This is a genomic window from Streptomyces sp. NPDC099050, from assembly GCF_044759865.1.
Lineage (GTDB): Bacteria > Actinomycetota > Actinomycetes > Streptomycetales > Streptomycetaceae > Streptomyces.
Map to the genome: position 1 here is coordinate 166,798 of NZ_JBIWAE010000014.1, position 18,320 is coordinate 185,117.

General features: G+C 72.0%; 20 protein-coding genes. 5 read left to right on the forward strand and 15 right to left on the reverse strand.

Annotated elements, in window-relative coordinates; all coding sequences use genetic code 11:
* Positions 1-48: 48 nt before the first annotated feature.
* The 6 genes from ACIQV3_RS23880 to ACIQV3_RS23905 all read right to left on the reverse strand — a co-directional run bounded on the left by ACIQV3_RS23880 (position 49) and on the right by ACIQV3_RS23905 (position 6,670).
* Positions 49-888, reverse strand: coding sequence for an ABC transporter ATP-binding protein (locus ACIQV3_RS23880; RefSeq protein WP_403714863.1), 840 nt, complete (start codon positions 886-888; stop codon positions 49-51).
* Entirely contained in the window at positions 885-1,979 is a 1,095-nt protein-coding gene (locus ACIQV3_RS23885) for an ABC transporter ATP-binding protein (RefSeq protein WP_403714865.1), read from the reverse strand. The genes ACIQV3_RS23880 and ACIQV3_RS23885 overlap by 4 nt, the downstream gene beginning before the upstream one ends.
* Entirely contained in the window at positions 1,976-2,830 is an 855-nt protein-coding gene (locus ACIQV3_RS23890) for an ABC transporter permease (protein WP_403714867.1), read from the reverse strand. The genes ACIQV3_RS23885 and ACIQV3_RS23890 overlap by 4 nt, the downstream gene beginning before the upstream one ends.
* Positions 2,827-3,786, reverse strand: a complete 960-nt coding sequence (locus ACIQV3_RS23895) for an ABC transporter permease (RefSeq protein ID WP_403714869.1) — start codon at positions 3,784-3,786, stop codon at positions 2,827-2,829. The genes ACIQV3_RS23890 and ACIQV3_RS23895 overlap by 4 nt, the downstream gene beginning before the upstream one ends.
* Positions 3,783-5,543, reverse strand: coding sequence for an ABC transporter substrate-binding protein (locus tag ACIQV3_RS23900; RefSeq protein ID WP_403714871.1), 1,761 nt, complete (start codon positions 5,541-5,543; stop codon positions 3,783-3,785). Before ACIQV3_RS23900 ends, ACIQV3_RS23895 begins: the two co-directional genes overlap by 4 nt.
* Before the next feature lie 113 nt (positions 5,544-5,656).
* Positions 5,657-6,670 (reverse strand): agmatine/peptidylarginine deiminase, encoded by a 1,014-nt coding sequence (locus ACIQV3_RS23905; protein WP_403714873.1) that lies wholly within the window; start codon positions 6,668-6,670, stop codon positions 5,657-5,659.
* Between the two features lie 242 nt (positions 6,671-6,912).
* On the opposite strand from ACIQV3_RS23905, the gene ACIQV3_RS23910 reads away from it, so the two are divergent.
* Both ACIQV3_RS23910 and ACIQV3_RS23915 read left to right on the forward strand, forming a co-directional pair.
* A complete protein-coding gene (locus ACIQV3_RS23910) occupies positions 6,913-7,485 on the forward strand; it encodes a TetR/AcrR family transcriptional regulator (RefSeq protein WP_403714874.1) in 573 nt (190 codons plus the stop codon).
* Between the two features lie 113 nt (positions 7,486-7,598).
* Positions 7,599-8,186: a GNAT family N-acetyltransferase gene (locus ACIQV3_RS23915; protein ID WP_403714876.1), complete on the forward strand. Its 588-nt coding sequence runs from the start codon at positions 7,599-7,601 to the stop codon at positions 8,184-8,186.
* A 55-nt stretch (positions 8,187-8,241) separates the two neighbouring features.
* On the opposite strand, the gene rpmF is transcribed toward ACIQV3_RS23915, so the two are convergent.
* The 5 genes from rpmF to rpmG all read right to left on the reverse strand — a co-directional run bounded on the left by rpmF (position 8,242) and on the right by rpmG (position 10,386).
* The gene (gene rpmF / locus ACIQV3_RS23920; protein ID WP_403714878.1) at positions 8,242-8,412 is read right to left on the reverse strand and encodes a 50S ribosomal protein L32; all 171 of its coding nucleotides are present in this window, start codon (positions 8,410-8,412) and stop codon (positions 8,242-8,244) included.
* A gap of 79 nt (positions 8,413-8,491) precedes the next feature.
* Entirely contained in the window at positions 8,492-8,731 is a 240-nt protein-coding gene (gene rpsR / locus ACIQV3_RS23925; protein WP_403714880.1) for a 30S ribosomal protein S18, read from the reverse strand.
* Positions 8,732-8,777: 46 nt separating this feature from the next.
* Complete coding sequence (locus ACIQV3_RS23930; protein ID WP_403714882.1) at positions 8,778-9,920, reverse strand: CobW family GTP-binding protein; 1,143 nt, start codon at positions 9,918-9,920, stop codon at positions 8,778-8,780.
* Positions 9,917-10,165 (reverse strand): type B 50S ribosomal protein L31, encoded by a 249-nt coding sequence (locus ACIQV3_RS23935; RefSeq protein WP_403714884.1) that lies wholly within the window; start codon positions 10,163-10,165, stop codon positions 9,917-9,919. Before ACIQV3_RS23935 ends, ACIQV3_RS23930 begins: the two co-directional genes overlap by 4 nt.
* A 56-nt stretch (positions 10,166-10,221) precedes the next feature.
* A complete protein-coding gene (gene rpmG, locus ACIQV3_RS23940) occupies positions 10,222-10,386 on the reverse strand; it encodes a 50S ribosomal protein L33 (RefSeq protein WP_385670584.1) in 165 nt (54 codons plus the stop codon).
* Positions 10,387-10,456: 70 nt separating this feature from the next.
* Between rpmG and rpmB the strand changes: the two genes are divergently transcribed.
* The 3 genes from rpmB (at position 10,457) to ACIQV3_RS23955 (ending at position 13,619) form a co-directional block, all read left to right on the forward strand.
* Positions 10,457-10,693 (forward strand): 50S ribosomal protein L28, encoded by a 237-nt coding sequence (gene rpmB, locus ACIQV3_RS23945; RefSeq protein ID WP_403714886.1) that lies wholly within the window; start codon positions 10,457-10,459, stop codon positions 10,691-10,693.
* Positions 10,693-10,998 (forward strand): 30S ribosomal protein S14, encoded by a 306-nt coding sequence (rpsN, locus tag ACIQV3_RS23950; protein ID WP_403714888.1) that lies wholly within the window; start codon positions 10,693-10,695, stop codon positions 10,996-10,998. Before rpmB ends, rpsN begins: the two co-directional genes overlap by 1 nt.
* 224 nt (positions 10,999-11,222) lie before the next feature.
* Positions 11,223-13,619, forward strand: coding sequence for a pectinesterase family protein (locus tag ACIQV3_RS23955; RefSeq protein WP_403714890.1), 2,397 nt, complete (start codon positions 11,223-11,225; stop codon positions 13,617-13,619).
* A gap of 184 nt (positions 13,620-13,803) precedes the next feature.
* Here the strand turns inward: ACIQV3_RS23955 and ACIQV3_RS23960 are convergent, their stop codons facing one another.
* The 4 genes from ACIQV3_RS23960 to ACIQV3_RS23975 form a co-directional block, all read right to left on the reverse strand.
* Positions 13,804-15,483, reverse strand: coding sequence for an urease subunit alpha (locus ACIQV3_RS23960; protein WP_403714979.1), 1,680 nt, complete (start codon positions 15,481-15,483; stop codon positions 13,804-13,806).
* A gap of 80 nt (positions 15,484-15,563) precedes the next feature.
* On the reverse strand, positions 15,564-16,328 hold the full coding sequence (locus tag ACIQV3_RS23965) for an urease subunit gamma (protein ID WP_403714892.1): 765 nt from the start codon (positions 16,326-16,328) through the stop codon (positions 15,564-15,566).
* Positions 16,329-16,436: 108 nt separating this feature from the next.
* The gene (locus ACIQV3_RS23970; protein WP_403714894.1) at positions 16,437-17,612 is read right to left on the reverse strand and encodes an agmatine/peptidylarginine deiminase; all 1,176 of its coding nucleotides are present in this window, start codon (positions 17,610-17,612) and stop codon (positions 16,437-16,439) included.
* Positions 17,613-17,762: 150 nt separating this feature from the next.
* The gene (locus ACIQV3_RS23975) at positions 17,763-18,320 is read right to left on the reverse strand and encodes a TetR/AcrR family transcriptional regulator (RefSeq protein ID WP_403714981.1); all 558 of its coding nucleotides are present in this window, start codon (positions 18,318-18,320) and stop codon (positions 17,763-17,765) included.

An 18,320-nucleotide genomic window follows, 5' to 3' on the forward strand; every position in this document is an offset into this window, starting at 1 on the left:
CTGGTGCTGAACCGCCGGGCCGTGGGCGCCGCCGCGCCCGCGGCCCCCTCACAGCGCGCGACGTGCGGCGGCGATGCTCCGGGGATCCCACCCCGGTCGGGGTACGGACTCCAGGAGCAGGCGCGTATAAGGGTGCTGGGGGTCGGCGAGGACCTCCTGCGTCGGGCCCGCCTCGACGATCCGGCCGCTCCGCATGACGATCACGTCATCGGTCACGCAGCGCACGACGCCGAGGTCATGGGTGATGAACAGGTAGCCGATGCCGGTCAGTTCGCGGATGTCGAAGAGCAGGTTCAGGATCTGGGCCTGCACCGAGACGTCCAGGGCGGCCACCGCTTCGTCGAGGACGAGGACGGCCGGTTCGACCGCCAGCGCACGGGCGATCGCCACGCGCTGGCGCTGTCCTCCCGACAGTTGCCGGGGCAGCGCGTCCGCCTCGCGGGAACCGAGGCCGACCTGGTCGAGCAGTTCGGTGATCCGGCGCGCGTGGTCGGCGCCGGGGAAGTGCAGGGCGAGGGTCTCCCGCAGGGCCGCGCCCACGGTGGTGCGCGGGTCCAGGGACAGGAAGGGGTCCTGGAAGACCATCTGGATCTCACGGGCCCGTGCGAGCCGGCGCGCCTTGCCGCGCGCGTGGTCGCCCCGGTCGCGGCCGTGGATCAGCACCCGGCCCTCGTCCGCGTGTTCCAGGCCCACCACGATGCGGGCCGCGGTCGTCTTGCCCGAACCGGACTCGCCGACGATGCCCAGGCAGCCCCCCTCGGCCAGCCGGAACGACACGTCGTCGACGGCCCGGACGTTTCCGTAGGTGCGGTGCAGGCCCAGGACCTCCAGGACGGTCTTCGTCGCGGCGGTCGTGGTGCCGGCGCTCGTGCCGGTGGCGGTGCTCATGGGTGGGGTTCCTTCCGCTGTGTCTCCGTCCGTTGGGTCCCCGCCCGCTCCCGCTCCCGCTCCCGCTCCCGTTCCCGCTCGGCGATCAGCTCGCCGTGGTGGCAGGAGGCGAGCCGGTCCGGTTCCCCGACGGCCGGCAGCAGGGCCGGAGCCTCCCGGGTGCACACGTCGGTCGCGAGCACGCAGCGCGCGGCGAAGGGGCATCCGCTCAGCTCCTCCCGCAGGCTCGGCGGCCGGCCCTCGATCGCGGCGAGCCGCCCGCGGGGCGCGTCCAGGCGCGGGGTGGAGTTCAGCAGGGCGGCCGTGTACGGGTGCCGGGGCCGGGCGAACAACTCGGCGGCGGGGCCCGATTCCACGATCCGGCCCGCGTACATCACGTACACCCGGTCGCTGATCGCGGCGGCGAGGCCGAGGTCGTGCGTGACGAAGAGCAGCCCCGTGCCGAAGCGGTCGCGCAGATCGCCGAGGAGACCGATCACCTCGGCCTGCGAGGTGACGTCCAGTGCCGTGGTGGGTTCGTCGGCGAGGATCAGGGCGGGATCGCCCATCAGCGCGGCGGCGATGACGACGCGTTGCAGCATGCCGCCGGACAGCTGTCCGGGGTACTTGCGCAGCGCGCCCGCCGTGAGGCCGACGGCCTCCAGCACGGCCACCGCCCGGTCCTCGGCGACCGCCTTGGTCGCCTTGGCGTTCAGCCGCAGGCTCTCGGTGAGGAAGTCCCCGACCCGGCGCATCGGATTGACCGCCGCCCGGGGGTCCTGGAAGATCATGGCCGCCGTGCTGGTCCGCAGCACCCGCAACCGGCCCGGTGACATGGTGAGCACGTCGTCCCCGGCGACCCGCACCTCGCCCTCCGTACGGGCCCCTTCGGGGAGCAGTCGCAGCACGCTGCGCGAGGTCAGGCTCTTGCCCGAGCCGGACTCGCCGACCAGCGCCACCGTCTCCCGCGGGCCGACGGTGAGCCCGACGCCGTCGAGGACGGGCCGGACGGCCCCCGGCAGGTGCAGCCGCAGGTCCTCGATCTCGAGGGTGTTCAGTCCGGTCGGGGTTGCCGGTGTTGCTGGGGTTGCCGGCGTTGTCAGTGCGTTCATCGCGCCCTCCTGGCGACCTTGTCGGCCCAGGCCTCGCCGACGACGTTGAAGGCGACCACGGTCAGCACGATGGCCACGCACGGCACGATCGCGGAGAGCGGGTAGCCGGCCTGGATGGCGGCGTTGCCGTCGAAGACCATGCGGCCCCAGTCGGGGGTCAGGGCGGGTACGCCCAGCCCGAGGAAGGCGAGGCCGGCCAGGTCGATCAGGGCGTAGCCGAAGTTGATCGCGGACTGCGCGAGGACCACGGGCATGACCGCGGGGACCACGTGGCGCAGGCAGATCTGAGCCCCCGAGTGCCCCTGCACCCGGTACGCCTCGACGTACGGGCGGGCGCGCTCGGCGAGCACGAGGGAGCGGGTCAGCCGGCTGACGTACGGCAGGTAGGCGATGGCCAGGGCGATGACGGGGGCCAGCAGGCCCTCGCCGTAGACCGAGACGATCAGGATGGCCAGCAGCATGCCGGGGAAGGCGAAGACCAGCTCGGTGCTGCGGGAGAGCACCGAGTCCAGCCAGCCGCCCCGCCAGGCGGCGGCGGTGCCGATCGCCACGCCGGCCACGGTGGAGAAGGTGACCACGCCGAGCGGCCCGAGGAGCGAGGTACGGGCGCCCAGGACCAGCCGGGAGAAGGTGTCGCGCCCGGAGGCGTCGACGCCGAGGAGGTGATCGGCGGAGGGGGCCGCCAGGGCGTTCGCGAGGTCCACGGAGTTGGGGTCGTAGGGCGCGATCCAGGGGGCGAGCACCGCGACGAGGACGACGACGGCGACGAAGCCCGCACAGAGCAGGGAGAGGGGGGCGCGGTAGGTCCGGAGCCGGGTGAGGCCCGGCCGGCGCACCAGGACGGAGCTCACGGGGCCTTCTTCGCGGGGCCGAGGGTGACCCGGGGATCGACCAGCGGATGGAGCAGGTCGACGACGAGGTTCACCGTCATGAACAGCGCGACCATGATGAGGGAGATGGCCTGCACGGTGGGGAAGTCCTTGGTGGTGGTGGAGAGTTCGAGGAGCTGGCCGATGCCGCCCACGCTGAAGGCGGACTCCACCAGGACGGTGCAGACCAGCAGGGTGGAGACGATGAGGCCGCCGGTGGTGAGCACGGTGCCCAGCGCGTTGCGGAAGACGTGCCGCCGGATGACCTGGCTCGTGGAGACGCCCCGGCTGCGGGCGACCGTGACGTGCTCCTGGCCGAGGACTTCGAGCATCGCGGCCCGGGTGACCCGGGCGAGCATGCCGATCAGGTACAGCGCCAGGGCGACGGCGGGCAGGGTCAGGTGCCAGAGCATTCCCCCGAAGCCCTCGCCGGCCCCGCCGGTGGGGAACCAGCCCAGCTTCACCGCGAACAGGCCCTGCAGCAGGACCGCCGCGACGAACGCCGGGGTGCCGATGGCGACGGTGGTCGTCACCAGGATCGCCGAGTCGGCGGCTCCGCCGCGGACGGCGCCGATCCAGCCCAGGAGGAGCCCGAACACGAGGACCAGTACGAGCGCCATCGAGATCAGCATGAGGGTGTTGGGCAGCCGGTCCGCGAGCAGCCGCGACACGTCGGTGCGGTACGTGATCGAGCGGCCGAAGTCGCCCTGCACCACCTGGCCGAGCCAGCTGAGGTACCGCACCGCGAAGGGGTCGTCCAGGTGGTAGTGCTCGTTGATCGCCTGCAGTGCCTCCGGGGAGGCCGAGCGGCCGCCCAGGAGGAAGCTCGCCGGGTTGCCCGGAGCCAGGTACAGCGCGCCGAAGATCACGAAGGAGGCGCCGAGCAGGGTGGCGGCCATCTCGGCCAGCCGCCGTACGGCGAAGCGCAGGAAACTCATCGCGCGGCCGCCCCGACGTCGGCGGCCCACGGGTAGTACAGGTAGGAGATGGTGGTGGGCGCGCCGGTGATCCGCTTGTTCAGGAAGACCGCCGTCGGCCACTCGGCGACCGGGATCCACAGGACCTGGTCGGAGGCCTTCTTCTGGAGTTCGGCGGCCGCCGAGAAGCGCTTGGCGGGGTCGGACTCGGCCCGGGCCTTGTCGGTCAGCGTGTCGTAGGACGCGTCGCTGTAGCCGGCGTAGTTCTGGTAGGCCCCGGTCTGGAAGTTGCTCAGCAGGTCCATCGGGTCGGTGATGGAGTCGTAGTACGTCTCCGGGAACATGTCGATGCCCTCGCGGGCGGCGGGGTCCGTGAACAGTGAGGTGAAGGCGTTGGGGGCGATGGTCTTCAGCTGGATCTTCAGGCCGATCTTGGTGCCGGCGTCCTGGATCGCGGTGGCCAGCACCGAGACGTCCTGGCCGATCGAGCTGGTGGCCACGGTCAGCGTCTTGCCGGTGGCGCCGGCCTCCTCGATCATCCGCTTGGCCGCCTCGACGTTCTGGTCGGGGGAGGGCAGCGTGTCGAAGGCGGAGGCGCGGATGGCGGCGGGCGCGCCGGCCCAGATCGCCTTGCTGGTGAGCGAGCTGGTGATGGTGCCCGCGCCGCCCAGGCCCGCCTTGACGAAGCCGCGGCGGTCCAGGGCCAGTGACAGGGCCCGGCGGACGCGGACGTCGCCGAGCGCGCCCTTCATGCTCGTCACGTTGACGTTGACGGTGCTGAGGCCCTCGCCGAAGTAGAGGGTGCCGGGTCCGCTCGCGCGCAGCCGGTCGTAGCTCTCGGTGGGGATCAGGTAGCCGCCGTCGGCCTCGCCGCTCAGCAGGGCGTTCGTCCGGGCGTTGGGGTCGGTGAGGAAGGTGAAGACGGCCTTCGCGGACTTGGCCTTGGTGCCCCAGTAGCCGTCGAAGCGCTGGAGCTCGATCGACTGGCCCTTGCTCCAGGTGCCCAGCTTGAAGGGGCCGGTGCAGTCCAGGCTGCCGGTGGTGCCGTAGTCCTCGCCCGCCTTCTCCACCCCGGCCTTGGAGGCCACGACGCCGGCGGCGGTCGCCATGTACTGGGGGAACTGCGAGTCGGGCTGCTTCAGCTTGACGGTCACCTGGAGCGGGCCGGTCTTGGTGACGGTCTCGACGGTGGAGAAGTTGCTGTTCCAGGCGGCCCCGTTCTCCGGGTCCATCTGCCGGCCCAGGCTGTGGACCACGTCGTCGGCGGTCAGCACGCCGCCGTCGTGGAAGCGCACGCCCGCGCGCAGGTCGTAGACCCAGGTCAGGTCATTGGGGTGGGTGGCCTTCTCGGCCAGCCCCGGAGCCATGGTGAGCTGCGGGGTCCAGCGCATCAGGCTTTCGCAGACGTTCGACAGGATCGTGTTCGCCGGGTAGTCGAAGGCCGAGATGTAGTCCAGCGTCGGCGGTTCCGCGTACACGGCCCAGGTGAACGAATCGATCTCACCCGCGGGGGCGGGGGTGCCGGCGGACAGCTTGAAGGCCGTGTCCTTCCCGCCGTCCTTGGGCGGGCCGGAGCAGGCGGCGACCAGGCTGAGGGCGGCCAGTGCGGCGACGGGCAGCGCGTACCGGTGCGGGGCGGACGGGCGGCCGGCTGAGGTGGCGCCGGCGCCATGAGCGGTGGCGGCGTGAGCAGTGGCGCCGTGAGCAGTGGCGCCGTGAGCGGTGGCGGCGGGGCCGGCGGACCTGGCGGCTCTGGACCAGGGAAGGGATCTGGGCATCGGTGCTCTCTCTTCCATGCGGGGCGGGGAGGTACGGGCAGGCGGCGAGCGGATCGAGGAGGGGAGGCTCGGGGCGGGCCGCCGGCCCGGGCACGGCGAAGGGGGCGAGCCGGTCAGACGGTGCGGGCGGCCGCAGGGATCTGCTGGGTGATGCAGTGCACGCCGCCACCGCCGTACGCGATCACGCGCGAGCGGACTCCGAGGACCTTGCGGCCGGGCAGCGCGGCCGCGATGACGGCGAGCGCGCCCTCGTCCTCGTCGGTGCCGGCGACCGGGACGACGACCCCGCCGTTGGCGATGTAGAAGTTCAGGTAGCCGACCTCGGTCTCCTTGCCGTCGACCTCGACGAGGTTGCTCTGCGGCAGGTCGATGATCGTGAAGGGGCGGCCCGCGGCGTCGGTGGACCCCTCCAGGACGGCGCGGTTGACGCGCATGCGCTCGTAGTCGGGGTGCGCGGGGTCGCTCGGGAGCTGGACGACGACGGTGGCGGGGGCGACGAAGGCGCAGACGCCGTCCACGTGCCCGTCGGTCTCGGTGTCCAGCAGACCGCCGTACGGCAGCCAGATGACCTTGGTGACACCGAGGCGGGCGATCAGCTCGGCCTCGATCTCCGCCTTGGTCATGTCCGGGTTGCGGTTCGGGTGCAGCAGGCACTGTTCGGTGGTGATCAGCGTGCCCTCGCCGTCGACCGTGATCGCGCCGCCCTCGAGGATCATCCGGGAGTCGACGCGGTCCACGCCCAGGTGCGCCAGCAGGGCCGCGGCGATCTTGTCGTCGGTGTCGTAGGGGAAGTGCTTGCCGCCCCAGGCGTTGAAGCGGAAGTCCACGCCCGCGCGGCTGCCGTCCTGCCCGAGCACGAAGATCGGACCGGAATCCCGGAACCAGGAGTCGTCCAGCGGGAGCTCGATGACCTCGACGCCCTCGCCGCACAGTGCGCGGGCCTCGTCACCGCTGCCGGGCAGCGCGACCATGGTGACGGGTTCGAAGGCGGCGATCGCGGCGGCGACCTGGGCGTACTCGGTCTTGACCTCCTCGAAGACGTCACCCCACAGCTCCTGCCGGGTCGGCCACGCCATCAGGCAGCCCTCGTGGTCCGTCCACTCGGCCGGCATGCGGAAAGTCGTCATGTCCACTCCTGTTTGAAAATTCAGTCAGTCTTCTTAAGGGGTGCCCGCATCCTCTACCGAACTGAAAATTCAGTCAATGGTTCTGGCCAAGCTGATGCGGAATCGGTCACACCGTGCATCGGGAGCGCGACGGAAGGGGCCCTGAATCAGCATGATCACGGCGTAACCGCCGGAAACCGGTGCCTGATGTTACGGTCAGGAAAAGCCCCAGGTGACGGAGTCGACGGGTAGAGTGACCCTTCGTGTCAGACCGTCGAACGGAAATACTCAGAGCCGCCACGCGAGTGATCGCGCGCCGCGGCGTGCGCGGGCTCCGGGTGGGGGAGCTCGCCGCCGAAGCGGGCGTGTCCACCTCGCTGATCTACTACCACTTCACCGACCGGGCCGGGATCCTGCGCCGGACGCTGGAGTTCATCAGCGACCGTGCCGATCGCTACACGGCCGAACGCGAGGACGGCTCGGACGAACCGGAGAGCCCCCGCGACGAACTCAAGCGGACCCTGCTCCTCGAACTCCAGGAAACCCCGGAAGTCCGGGAGAACAGCACCGCCTGGGGCGAGTTGAGGGCCAGCGCCGTCTTCGATCCCGACCTGCGCGAGGACGTGGCCAAGGCCACGCACAGCTGGGTCCACGAGATCTCCTACCTCCTCGCCCAGGCCCGCCCCACCGGGACGGCGCCCGAGCACGCGGCCGCCGCCGAGCGCCTGACGGCCCTCCTCGAAGGCCTCAGCGTCCGGTGGCTGAGCGGCTCGCTGCCCCTGGACCACGCGCGCCGGCTCATGGCCGACGCGATCGACGGGGAGCTGGCCGCCTAGCCGTACGGACGGGTGGCCGTACGGGCGTCCGGGCGGGCGTCCGGGCGGCCTGGGCGGCCGTAGGGGCGGGAGGCCGTCGATCACGCTTCGGCGGCGGCCCCTAGGCTGCGGTCATGGATCAAGGAACGGGCGGCGCGGCCGCCGGAGCGGTGATCATCGACGCCTTGGAGCTGGTGTCCGACCCGCGGCGGGCGGCTCGGTTCGCCGGGGAGGCGCACCGGATCCTGGCCGACCTGGTGGCCGGGGGCGCCGCGCTGGGCTGGGTCGAACCGCCCGGGCCGACCGAGGTGGCGCGGCTGCTCGACGGCGTCGCCGACGCGGCACGGGCCGGGGACGCGGCCCTGCGCGGCGCCTACCTCGGGGACCGGCTCGTCGGGCTCGGGTACTGGCAGCGCTACGCCCGCCCGACCCACCGGCCCCACGCCGACCTGGAGAAGCTCGCCGTCGCCGCCGGGGCCCACGGGCTCGGGCTCGGCCGGGCCCTGACCGCCGCCCTCGTCGAGGACGCCCGCCGGGCCGGGATCGAGGTCCTCACCCTGGATGCGCGGGGCGACAACACCCGGGCCCTGCGGCTTTACGCCTCCCTGGGCTTCACCGAGTACGGGCGGCTGCCCCGCTTCGTCGCCGTCGGCGAACGCCGCTACGACAAGGTGTTCTGCATGCTGGACTTCCGTACGCCCGCCCCGGGGGACGCGGGCTAGGTGTATTGCCCTGTGCGGCCACGGTCGCCGTCGGCCCGCGCGGGATCCGGCGGGCTCAGCCCTCGGGGCGGAGCAGGCCGTGCTCGTACGCCTTCACCAGGCGCTGCGGCACCTGGTGCACCGCGCCGTCGACCGCGATCGGGACCAGCTGCGGGGTGGCGGCCTTCCACTGCGCGCGGCGGTGGCGGGTATTGCTGCGGGACGTCTTCCGTTTGGGAACGGCCATGGGTATCTCCTGGGTTGGGGAGGGGGTGGTGTTACTCGGACCGTGCGGGCGGTCGCTGTCGAGCACCGCGTGCGAAGTCCTACCGGCTGCCGGCGTACGGGAGCAGAGCCATCTCGCGGGCGTTCTTGATCGCGGCGGCGAGCCGGCGCTGCTGCTGCGCGGTGACCCGGGTGACGCGCCGGCTGCGGATCTTGCCGCGGTCGGAGACGAACTTCCGCAGCAGGTCGGTGTCCTTGTAGTCGATGTACGTGATCTTCGCCGCGTCCAGGGGGTTGGGGCGGGACTTCAGTGGCTTGTGGGGGGTTTGGCGGCGGGCCATGAGGGCTCCTTGAGTGGTGTGGACGATCGAGGTGCCGTCCGGTGGGTCAGGAGACGGGGTCGAGGAGGGAGTCGAAGGCGGCCGGCAGTCTCCGCCACTCCTCGCGCCCCGAGGCGTACTCGGCGTCGTTGAGCAGGCAGGACTCCAGGAGTCGCTCCAGCCCGTCGCGGTCGAGGCCGGGTGAGGTGAAGACGAGGTGCTGGCAGCAGTCACCGTGTTCCGGATGCCAGTCGAGCGAGGCGGCCGCCCTGCGCATCGGCGGCACCATCTCCCAGGCGGCGTCCGGGAGGGAGGCCAGCCAGGGCCCGGCGCTCTCCACGCACAGAGCGCCGCCCGCGGCGTCCCAGGCCAGCAAGGTGTCGGGGCGGTCGGCGAGCCAGAACCGGCCACGACTGCGAGCAGCGGCGCAACAGAGGTCCTCCAGGGCCTCGTAGAGCCGCTCGGGGTGGAAGGGGCGGCTGTGGTGCCAGACGAAGGTGGTGACTCCGGCCTCCTCCGCCTCCTGCGGCAGCAGGGCGCAAGCCGGGTGCTGGGCGGCGGCCGCCGCCTCCACGTCGAAGCCGGCGAAGGCCACCTGGGCCAGGTCCCCGGATCCGGCCGGAACCCGGCGAGCGGTCGGATGGAGTTGGGTCAAGAGGGCGAAATCCTCCGCGTCGGCCTCCTCGCCGTCCACGAGGGCCAGTACGGGGGCGTACTCCAGCTGCCGGGCCCAGGTGTCCCCGACCGTGCGCCGGTCCGAGGCGGCTGCCGCGAGGCCCACGTCCGCGAGATCGTCCCCGTTCACGAGGTAGGGCAGGACGAGCGCGGGGTCCACCGCGGTGATCACGCTGGTGAGGTCGAGTACGTCGCCGCCGTGCTGGGCGACGACCTCGGCCATCGCCTTGGGCTCGACGGAGTCCCACAGTTCGACGACGGCCAGACGCGTCGTTCCGCCGTCGGCCAGTCGTTCGAGCTCGGGGACCAGGTCCTCGCGGAGCGCGCAGCAGGCACAGTCGTTGAAGAGCGGTGCCTCGTCTCGGGACAGTTCACCGGAAGCGTCGCGCACGACGCGCAGCACGGTACCGGCGGGTGCCGTGGCCAGGTCGTGGTGGAGCGCGACGCTGCCGGGGACGGAGCGGAGCAGCCGGTCGACGACTTCCTTGCGGGCGTCGGCGTGGAGCCCGCCGACGATGGCGACGGGCAGTGTCACTTGCCGCCCCCGTAGCGGCGCTCGAAGCGCTCGACGCGGCCGGCGGTGTCCAGGACGCGGGCGGTGCCGGTGTAGAAGGGGTGGCTCTGCGAGGAGATCTCCACGTCGATGACGGGGTAGGTGTGGCCGTCCTCCCACTCGACCGTCTTCTCGCTGGTGGCGGTCGAGCGGGTGAGGAAGGCGAAGTCGGCGGCCCTGTCGCGGAAGACGACGGGTCCGTAGGCGGGGTGGATTCCAGGCTGCATGGCGTGTCCTTCGGGCAGGGGATGGGGGACGGGGGACGGGGGACGGGGGACGGGGTTCAGCGTTCTTCGCGGAAGTCGACGTGCCGGCGGAGCACCGGGTCGAACTTGCGCAGCACCATCCGGTCGGGATCGTTCCGCCTGTTCTTGCGGGTGACGTAGGTGTAGCCGGTGCCCGCGGTGGAGCGGAGCTTGACGATCGGGCGTACTTCGTTGCGTGCCATGGGGCTACTATACGGGAATGGAAATCATTTCCAATAACGATCCTCTTCGGAGAGAGAGGCAGGTTCCCCCTTGTCCGCCCACTGCCAACTGACCGGCGCCCAGCCAGGCTTCGGCAACGCCATTTCCCACTCGCACCGGCGCACTTCCCGCCGCTTCGACCCCAACATCCAGAACAAGCGGTACTGGCTTCCCGGCGAGGGGCGCCACGTCCGCCTCAAGCTGAGCGCCAAGGGGATCAAGACCATCGACACGATCGGTGTTGAGGCCGCGGTGGCACGCATCCGCGCCCGGGGCGTGAAGGTCTGATGGCGAAGCGGAGCAAGATCGCGCAGAACGAGGAGCGCAAGGCGATCGTCAAGCGCTACGCCACTCGGCGGGCGGAGCTGAAGGAGGTCATCCGGAGGTCGTCCTCGACGGATGCCGAACGGGGAGCGGCCGTGGCCGAGCTGCGCGAGCAGCCGCGCAACGCGAGCGCGACCAGGGTGCGCAACCGGGACAGTGTCGACGGGCGGCCCCGCGGTCATCTGCGGAAGTTCGGACTGTCCCGCGTGAGGATGCGCGAACAGGCGCACGCGGGGTTCCTGCCCGGGGTCACGAAGTCGTCCTGGTAGGGCTTGTGCGGCCGACGAAGCGATCGGGCCCACATACTCGGCGGAGTGCGGGCCCGCGTGCTCATCGTCCGCGCGCCGACCGGGCGGTGGGACCCGGGGCCCTTCGCCCGGTCGGCGCCGTCGACGGGGCCGCCGCGGAGACAGCGGCAGGCCCGCGGCAACCTTTCGGGCTCCGGCGGCAACTGAGGGGTGAACAGTGCACCTCGCCCCAAGGAGCCATCCCCGTGTCAGCTTCTCCCCACCGCCGCCCCGCCGGGCGCCGAAGGCTCGCCCTGGCCGGCGCGGCCACCCTGGTCGCCGCCGGTCTCGGCGCCGTACCGCTCGTCGTGAAGGCCGGTGCCGTGGCACCCGCCGACCTCGCCCACGGCGTGCTGCCCGCCCGGGACGGCTGGGCCGCGAGCGGCTCGGGCACCACCGGTGGCCGGGCCGCGGCCGCGGCACGCGTCTTCACCGTCTCCACCCGCGCCGAGCTGGCGAGAGCCCTGGCCGCGGGCCCGGCCGACGCCCCGCGGATCGTCCGCGTCAAGGGCCTGATCGACGCCAGCACCGACGACAGCGGCAAGCCGCAGAGCTGCGCCGACTACGCCGCGGGCACCGGCTACTCGCTCGACTCCTACCTCAAGGCCTACGATCCCGCCGTCTGGGGCCGCACCAAGGTGCCGTCCGGCGCCCAGGAGAACGCCCGCAGGGCGGCCCAGGCCAGGCAGGCCGCCCGCATGGTGTTCACGGTGCCGGCGCGGACCACCGTCATCGGCGTGCCCGGCACCGGAGCGGGCATCACCGGCGGGAGCCTGGTGGTGAAGAACGCCGACAACGTGATCATCCGCAACCTCTCGCTCACCGACGTCCGGGACTGCTTCCCGCAGTGGGATCCGACCGACGGCTCCACCGGCAACTGGAACTCCGCCTACGACGCCGTCAGCCTGCGCGGCGCCACCCACGTCTGGGTCGACCACAACAGCTTCTCCGACCTCCCGCACCCGGACTCCGCCGAGCCGGTCCGCTTCGGCCGCCACTACCAGGTCCACGACGGCGCCCTCGACATCACCAACGCCTCCGATCTGGTCACCGTCGGGTACAACAGGTTCGCCAACCACGACAAGACGATGCTGATCGGCAGCAGCGACCAGGACACCAAACTCCGGGTGACGCTCCACCACAACGTCTTCCAGGGCGTGGTCCAGCGCGCTCCGCTCGCCCGCGTGGGCCGGATCCACCTGTACGACAACTTCTACGACACCACGGCGTCCGAGGGCTACGCGCACAGCTACAGCGTCAACTCCCGCGCCGGCGCGCAGGTCGTCGCGCAGAACAACCACTGGAAGCTCTCCTCCGACCGGAAGGCCTCCCAGCTGTTCAGCGGTGACGGCACCGGAGCGATCGCGGGCAGCGGCAACCTCGTCGGCGGCGCCGCCGTGGACCTGGTCGCCGCCTACAACGCCGCCAACCCCGGGAGGAAGATCAAGACCACCGTCGGCTGGAAGCCCACCCTCACCGCCGGACTGGAACCCGCCGCCGGACTGCCGAAGAAGCTCGCGGTGCAGGCGGGCGCGGGGGTCCTCACCGAGACCGAAGGCAAGGGGCCCACCCCGTCCGGTCCTGCCCCGTCCGCTCCCACCCCGTCCGCTCCCACCCCGTCAGGTCCTGCCCCGTCACGTCCCGCCGGCGGCCGTACGCTGACGGTTGCCGCCGACGGCTCCGCCGCCCACCGCTCCGTACAGGCCGCCGTCGACGCGGCCACCGCGGGCGACACCGTCCTCGTGGCGCGCGGCACCTACCGGGAGACGGTGCACGTTCCCGCCTCCAAGCACGGGCTGACGCTCAAGGGCGCCACCGGCAACGCCGAGGACGTCGTCATCACCTACGACAACGCCTCCGGTACGCCGAAGCCCGGGGGCGGTACGTACGGAACCGCGGGCAGTGCCACCGCGACCTTCTCGGCGAACGACATCACCGTCACCGGTGTCACGGTCGAGAACACCTGGCAGAGGTCGGCGCACCCGGGCCTCAAGGACACCCAGGCGGTGGCGCTCAACGCGTCCGGTGACCGCCAGAAGTACGTCAACTCGCGCTTCATCGGGCACCAGGACACCGTGCTGAACTGGGCTCCCTCGGCCACCGGCCAGTACCGCCAGTACTTCCGTCACTGCTTCGTCGCGGGCGACGTCGACTTCGTCTTCGGCAACGCCACCGCCGTCTACGACCGGGTCAACATCACCTTGCGCGACCGGGGCGCCGCGGCCGGCGGTCACAACGGTTACCTCGCCGCGCCGAACACCGACTCGGCCAAGCGGTACGGGATCCTCATCACCGACAGCACGATCAGCAGCCCCGCCCAGCCCCGGACCTACTACCTCGGCCGGCCCTGGCACACCGGGCCGAGCGCGGTGGGCCAGCTGGTGATCCGCAACACGAGCCTGCCCGCGGCCGTCAAGACGCAGGGTCCGTGGACCGACATGGGGGGCTTCTCCTGGAAGTCGGCCCGGTTCGCCGAGTACGCCAACACGGGCCCCGGCGCCGGCACCGGAGCCGGCCGGCCCCAGCTCGGTCCGGACCAGGCGGCGAGCCACACCGCCCGTACCTACCTGGCCGGTACCGACGGCTGGAATCCGACGGCCTGATGGGCGCCGCCACCGTGCTGACCGGGCCGGGACGGAAGGGTCTACCGGTCGCGAAGGACGACACGTACCGCATCGATGCCACGGCCGCTGCCGCGGAAGGCGGAGCATCCGTGTGGGGCGGGTTCGCGTAAGGTGCGGGTCCCGCTCCGCTGTCGCGCCCAGGCCGTCGTGCCCTAGTTGCGCCCTACAGGAAGTAGAGCCTGCTCAGCGAGATGGAGTCGGCCGGTTCGGAGACCAGCGGCTCCCCGTCGAGCGACACCAGGCCGGTGCCGGGATGGACGTCGACGCTGCCCGTACGGCTGTTGCGGAGCATGTGCTTCGGCCCGATGCCCCGGGTCCCCCGGACCGCCACGCGGCGGCGCCGGGTGGGCATCATGTCGCCGTTCTGGACGGCCGCTTCCGCGACGAACGCCACGGAGATGTCGGCCGCGGTGGCCCCGTACGCGCCGAACTGCGGTCCCAGGACCAGCGGTTCGCAGCGGTCGGTCGACGCGTTCGGGTCACCGGTGACCCCGTACGCCGGGAAGCCGCCCTTCAGGACCAGTTGGGGCTTGGCGCCGAAGTACTCCGGCCACCACATCACCAGGTCCGCGAGCTTGCCGACCTCGATGGAGCCGACCTCGTGGGACAGCCCGTGGGCGATCGCCGGGTTGATCGTCAGCTTCGCCATGTAGCGCAGCACGCGCTCGTTGTCGTCGCCGCTCTCGGCGGTGCCGTAGGAGCCCTCGCCGTCCAGCGGGCCGAGCTCGGCCTTCATCTTCCCGGCCATGGCGAAGGTGCGGCGTACGGTCTCGCCCGCGCGGCCCATGCCCTGGGCGTCGGAGGAGGTGATGCCGATGACTCCGAGGTCGTGCAGGAGGTCCTCGGCGCCCATCGTCCCGGCGCGGATCCGGTCGCGGGCCATGGCGGCGTCGCCGGGCAGGTCGACCTTCAGGTCGTGCGCCGAGACGATCATGCCGAAGTGCTCGCCCAGGGCGTCGCGGCCGAAGGGCAGGGTGGGGTTCGTCGAGGAGCCGATGACGTTCTCGACGCCCGCCATCTTCAGGACGTTGGGGACGTGTCCGCCGCCGCAGCCCTCGATGTGGAAGGCGTGGATGGTCCGGCCGTCCAGCACCCGCAGGGTGTCCTCGACGGACAGGCACTCGTTCAACCCGTCCGTGTGCAGCGCGACTTGTACGTCGTGCTCCTCGGCGACCCGCAGGGCGGTGTCCAGGGCGCGGGTGTGCGCGCCCATGTCCTCGTGCACCTTGAAGCCGCTCGCGCCGCCCTCGGCGAGCGCCTCGATCAGCGGGGCCGGGTCCGAGGAGGAACCCCGGGCCAGGAAGCCGATGTTGACGGGCCAGGCGTCGAAGGCGTTGAAGGCGTGCTTCAGCGCCCACGGGGAGTTGACGCCGACCGCCCAGACGGGGCCGAACTCCTGGCCGATGATCGTGGTGACCCCGGAGGCCAGGGAGGCCTCCATGATGCGCGGCGAGAGCAGGTGGACGTGGGTGTCGATGGCGCCGGCGGTGACGATCATGCCCTCGCCGGAGACGATGGTCGTCCCGGTGCCGACCACGACGTCGACCCCGTCGAGGGTGTCGGGGTTGCCGGCCCGGCCCATGGCGTGGATGCGGCCTTCGCGGATGCCGATGCTGGTCTTGCGGATGCCGAGGACGGCGTCGATGACCAGGGCGTTGCTGATGACGATGTCGCAGGTGTCGCGGACGGCGGCGGCCTTCAGGTGCAGGCCGTCGCGGGCGGTCTTGCCGAACCCGGCCAGGAACTCGTCCCCGGGCTTCTGGGAATCGAACTCCACGCGGACGATGAGCCCGGAGTCGCCGAGCCGGATCCGGTCGCCCGCCCGGGGGCCGTGGACGGCCATGTAGTCGTGCGGGTCCGTGCTGTCCGCCGGGGCTGTGCCCGGGCGGCCGTGGCAGCCCGCGGAGTCGAAGACGCTGCCGCTCATGTCTGCTCCTGTCCTTGTGTCAGTCCTTGTGCCTGCCCTGGTGCCTGGTCCTGGTGGGAAGTCGCGCTGCTCTCGTAGGAGGTGAGGTATCCCGTGGCCCGGGCCTTGGCCAGGGCGGCTTCGCGCGCTCCGGGAGCGTCCAGGGGGCCGTCCACGAGGCCGGCGAAACCGATGGCGACGCGAGCCCCGCCGATGGGCAGCAGCTCCACCACGACGGTGGCCCCGACGTCGAAGCGGACCGAGGAGCCGGCCGGTACGGCGAGCCGGGTGCCGTAGGCGGCGGCGCGGTCGAAGGCGAGGCGCGGGTTCGACTCGAAGAAGTGGAAGTGCGAGGTGACGCTGATGGGCACGCTCGACGTGTTCCGTACGGCGACCCGGACGGTCGCGGTGGCGGGCCCGTAGCCCGCGCCGGCTCCGGGCAGCCCCGCGCCCGGGGCGTCGGCCCCGAGCGAACCCTCCTGCCGGAAGGGGTCGTCGATGACGCAGAGCCTCGTACCGTCGTCGAAAACGGCCTCGACCTGGATCGAGGTGACCACGTCAGGCACCCCGGGCAGCACCTCCGCGGCACTGAGCACGTGGCGGCCCGCCTCGATCGCCTCGGCCAGCCTGCGGCCGTCGCGCGCCGCTTCGCACACCGTGTCGGTGATCAGCGCGGTGGCTTCGGGGACGTTGAGCTTCACGCCGCGCGCGCGGCGGGCGCGGGCCAGTTCCGCCGCCGTGAAGATCAGCAGCCGGTCCCGCTCGGTGGGTGTCAGTCGCATACGGCCTCATTGGTGAAGGGAACGGCGGGCCGTCCCGGTGTGCTGCCCGCCCCGGTGTACTGCCCGCCCCGGCGCGGGCAGTACACCGGCGGGGGCCGCGGGAGGGCTCTACGGGCGCGGTTCGGCCATCGTGGAGCAGTGGATGCCGCCGCCCCCGGCCATCAGCCGGTCGACGTTCAGCTGCACGACGGTCCGGCCGGGGAAGGCGGCCGCCAGGGCCCGCTTCGCCGCCGCGTCCTTCGCGGCGTCGCCGAACTGGGCGGTGATGACCGCCCCGTTGACCACGTGGAAGTTCATGTACGAGTCGACGAACTCGGGGTTCTTCGAGCGGGTGGTGTCGGGACCGTCGACCTTGATGACGGTCAGTCGCCGGCCCCGGGCGTCCGTGGCCGCGGAGAGGATCGAGAACTGCTCGCGGGCATCGCGCGCCCAGATGTCGTCGCGGCCCGCCGGCGGCACCTGGACCATGACCACACCGGGGCGGATGAAGCGCGAGGTCACGTCGATGTGGTCGTCGGTGATGTCCTTGCCCTTGATGCCCGGCACCCAGATCATCTTGTCGGCCCCGTACGCGTGCAGAACGGCGTCCTCGACCTCGGCGCGGCTCCAGCCCCGGTTTCGGTTCTTGTTGACGAGGCTGCTCTCCGTGGCCATCACGGTTCCGTCGCCGTCGGTCTCGATCGACCCGCCCTCACCGACGAAGTCCGTCTTGCTGAAGGGGAGATGGGCTTCGTACGCGACGCTCTCCGCGACGCGGGCGTCGTAGGAGTGGGCCTGCTTGTTGCCCCAGCCGTTGAAGTTCAGGCCGATCGCGTCGAGGCGGCCGCGGCCGTCCCGGCGGAAGACCGGCGCGATGTCGCGCATCCAGAGGTCGTCGGTGCCGATGGCGGTGGTCACGCTCACGGCCGGGCCGCACCAGGAGCGGGCGGTGGCGGCCGTGTACGCGTCGGGGGCACACATGACGACGGGCTCGTAGCGCGCGATCGTCTTCGCGATCAGCGCGATGTCCTCCTGGACCCCGGTCAGCGCGCGGCCGCCCCAGATGGACGAGCGCGAGGGCCAGGACATCCAGGTGCGGGTGTGGGGAACGTCGTCGATGTCCACCCGCCAGCGCCGCGCCCCCGCGCTCGGCCCCCGGACCGCCCCCGGGACCGCGACGGCCGCGGTCCCGAGCGCGACTCCTGCCGCTCCGAGTCCGGCGGCCCCCAGGACGATCCTGCGGGAGGGGGAGGAGCCGAAGAACCGGCCGAGGAGCGAGCGGCTGTCGTCGGGGGAGTCGGGCATCGAGGGGCCTCCGGATCGGGTGCGGGTACGGGCCGAGAGCGGCCATGGCCAGAACTCTGTCACTGACTGAAAATTCAGTCAAGATGCGGGGCGTGCGTGATCCCTTACCGGGGGAGGGAGGGGCCCTACGAGGCCTGCGGCCCGGGCCGGTCAGCTACGGGCGAGGCGGTCCAGCTCGGCGGCGATGGCGGACACCATCAGCTCACGGGCGTGGGGCAGGGGCAGGCTGCCGCTGAGCCACCGCGAGCTCAGCCCCTCCACCAGGGCGGTCAGCCGCTCGGCGGCACCGGAAAGGGCGGCGGCACCGGCCGTGGGGCGGACCTGACCGAGCAGGTCGCCCACTTCCTGGATCCACACGCGGGTGGCGCCGGCGAGGTCTTCCCGCAGGTCGGGGTCGAACACCGCGCTGGCCCGCAGCTCTCCCCAGGCCGTGCTGTTCTCCCGCACCCCGGGGTCGTCCTGGAACTCCAGCAGGAGCGTCTGCTCCAGCTCGCCCAGGGCGTCGAGCGGCGGATCGCCGGGGTCCCGCTCCGTGGTGTACCGGCCGGCGCGGTCGTTGATGAACTCCAGGGTGGCGCGGAGGATCCCCGCGCGGTCCTTGAAGTGGTAGTAGATCAGCGCCGTGGACACGCCCGCCTCGGCGGCGAGCTCCTCCACGCGCAGGCCGCGGACGCCGCGCCGGGCGATGACCCGCGCGGCGCCTTCCAT

Bases quoted from the DNA above. Each gene is read 5' to 3' on its own strand.
- rpmF (WP_403714878.1), bottom strand. From the start codon at position 8,412: ATGGCCGTTCCCAAACGGAAGACGTCCCGCAGCAATACCCGCCACCGC.
- ACIQV3_RS23965 (WP_403714892.1), bottom strand. From the start codon at position 16,328: ATGCGACTGACACCCACCGAGCGGGACCGGCTGCTGATCTTCACGGCG.
- ACIQV3_RS23900 (WP_403714871.1), bottom strand. From the start codon at position 5,543: ATGCCCAGATCCCTTCCCTGGTCCAGAGCCGCCAGGTCCGCCGGCCCC.
- rpsR (WP_403714880.1), bottom strand. From the start codon at position 8,731: ATGGCCCGCCGCCAAACCCCCCACAAGCCACTGAAGTCCCGCCCCAAC.
- ACIQV3_RS23895 (WP_403714869.1), bottom strand. From the start codon at position 3,786: ATGAGTTTCCTGCGCTTCGCCGTACGGCGGCTGGCCGAGATGGCCGCC.
- ACIQV3_RS23915 (WP_403714876.1), top strand. From the start codon at position 7,599: ATGGATCAAGGAACGGGCGGCGCGGCCGCCGGAGCGGTGATCATCGAC.
- ACIQV3_RS23975 (WP_403714981.1), bottom strand. From the start codon at position 18,320: ATGGAAGGCGCCGCGCGGGTCATCGCCCGGCGCGGCGTCCGCGGCCTG.
- rpmG (WP_385670584.1), bottom strand. From the start codon at position 10,386: ATGGCACGCAACGAAGTACGCCCGATCGTCAAGCTCCGCTCCACCGCG.
- ACIQV3_RS23885 (WP_403714865.1), bottom strand. From the start codon at position 1,979: ATGAACGCACTGACAACGCCGGCAACCCCAGCAACACCGGCAACCCCG.
- ACIQV3_RS23960 (WP_403714979.1), bottom strand. From the start codon at position 15,483: ATGGCCGTCCACGGCCCCCGGGCGGGCGACCGGATCCGGCTCGGCGAC.
- ACIQV3_RS23970 (WP_403714894.1), bottom strand. From the start codon at position 17,612: ATGCCCGACTCCCCCGACGACAGCCGCTCGCTCCTCGGCCGGTTCTTC.
- ACIQV3_RS23935 (WP_403714884.1), bottom strand. From the start codon at position 10,165: ATGCAGCCTGGAATCCACCCCGCCTACGGACCCGTCGTCTTCCGCGAC.
- ACIQV3_RS23880 (WP_403714863.1), bottom strand. From the start codon at position 888: ATGAGCACCGCCACCGGCACGAGCGCCGGCACCACGACCGCCGCGACG.
- rpsN (WP_403714888.1), top strand. From the start codon at position 10,693: ATGGCGAAGCGGAGCAAGATCGCGCAGAACGAGGAGCGCAAGGCGATC.
- ACIQV3_RS23905 (WP_403714873.1), bottom strand. From the start codon at position 6,670: ATGACGACTTTCCGCATGCCGGCCGAGTGGACGGACCACGAGGGCTGC.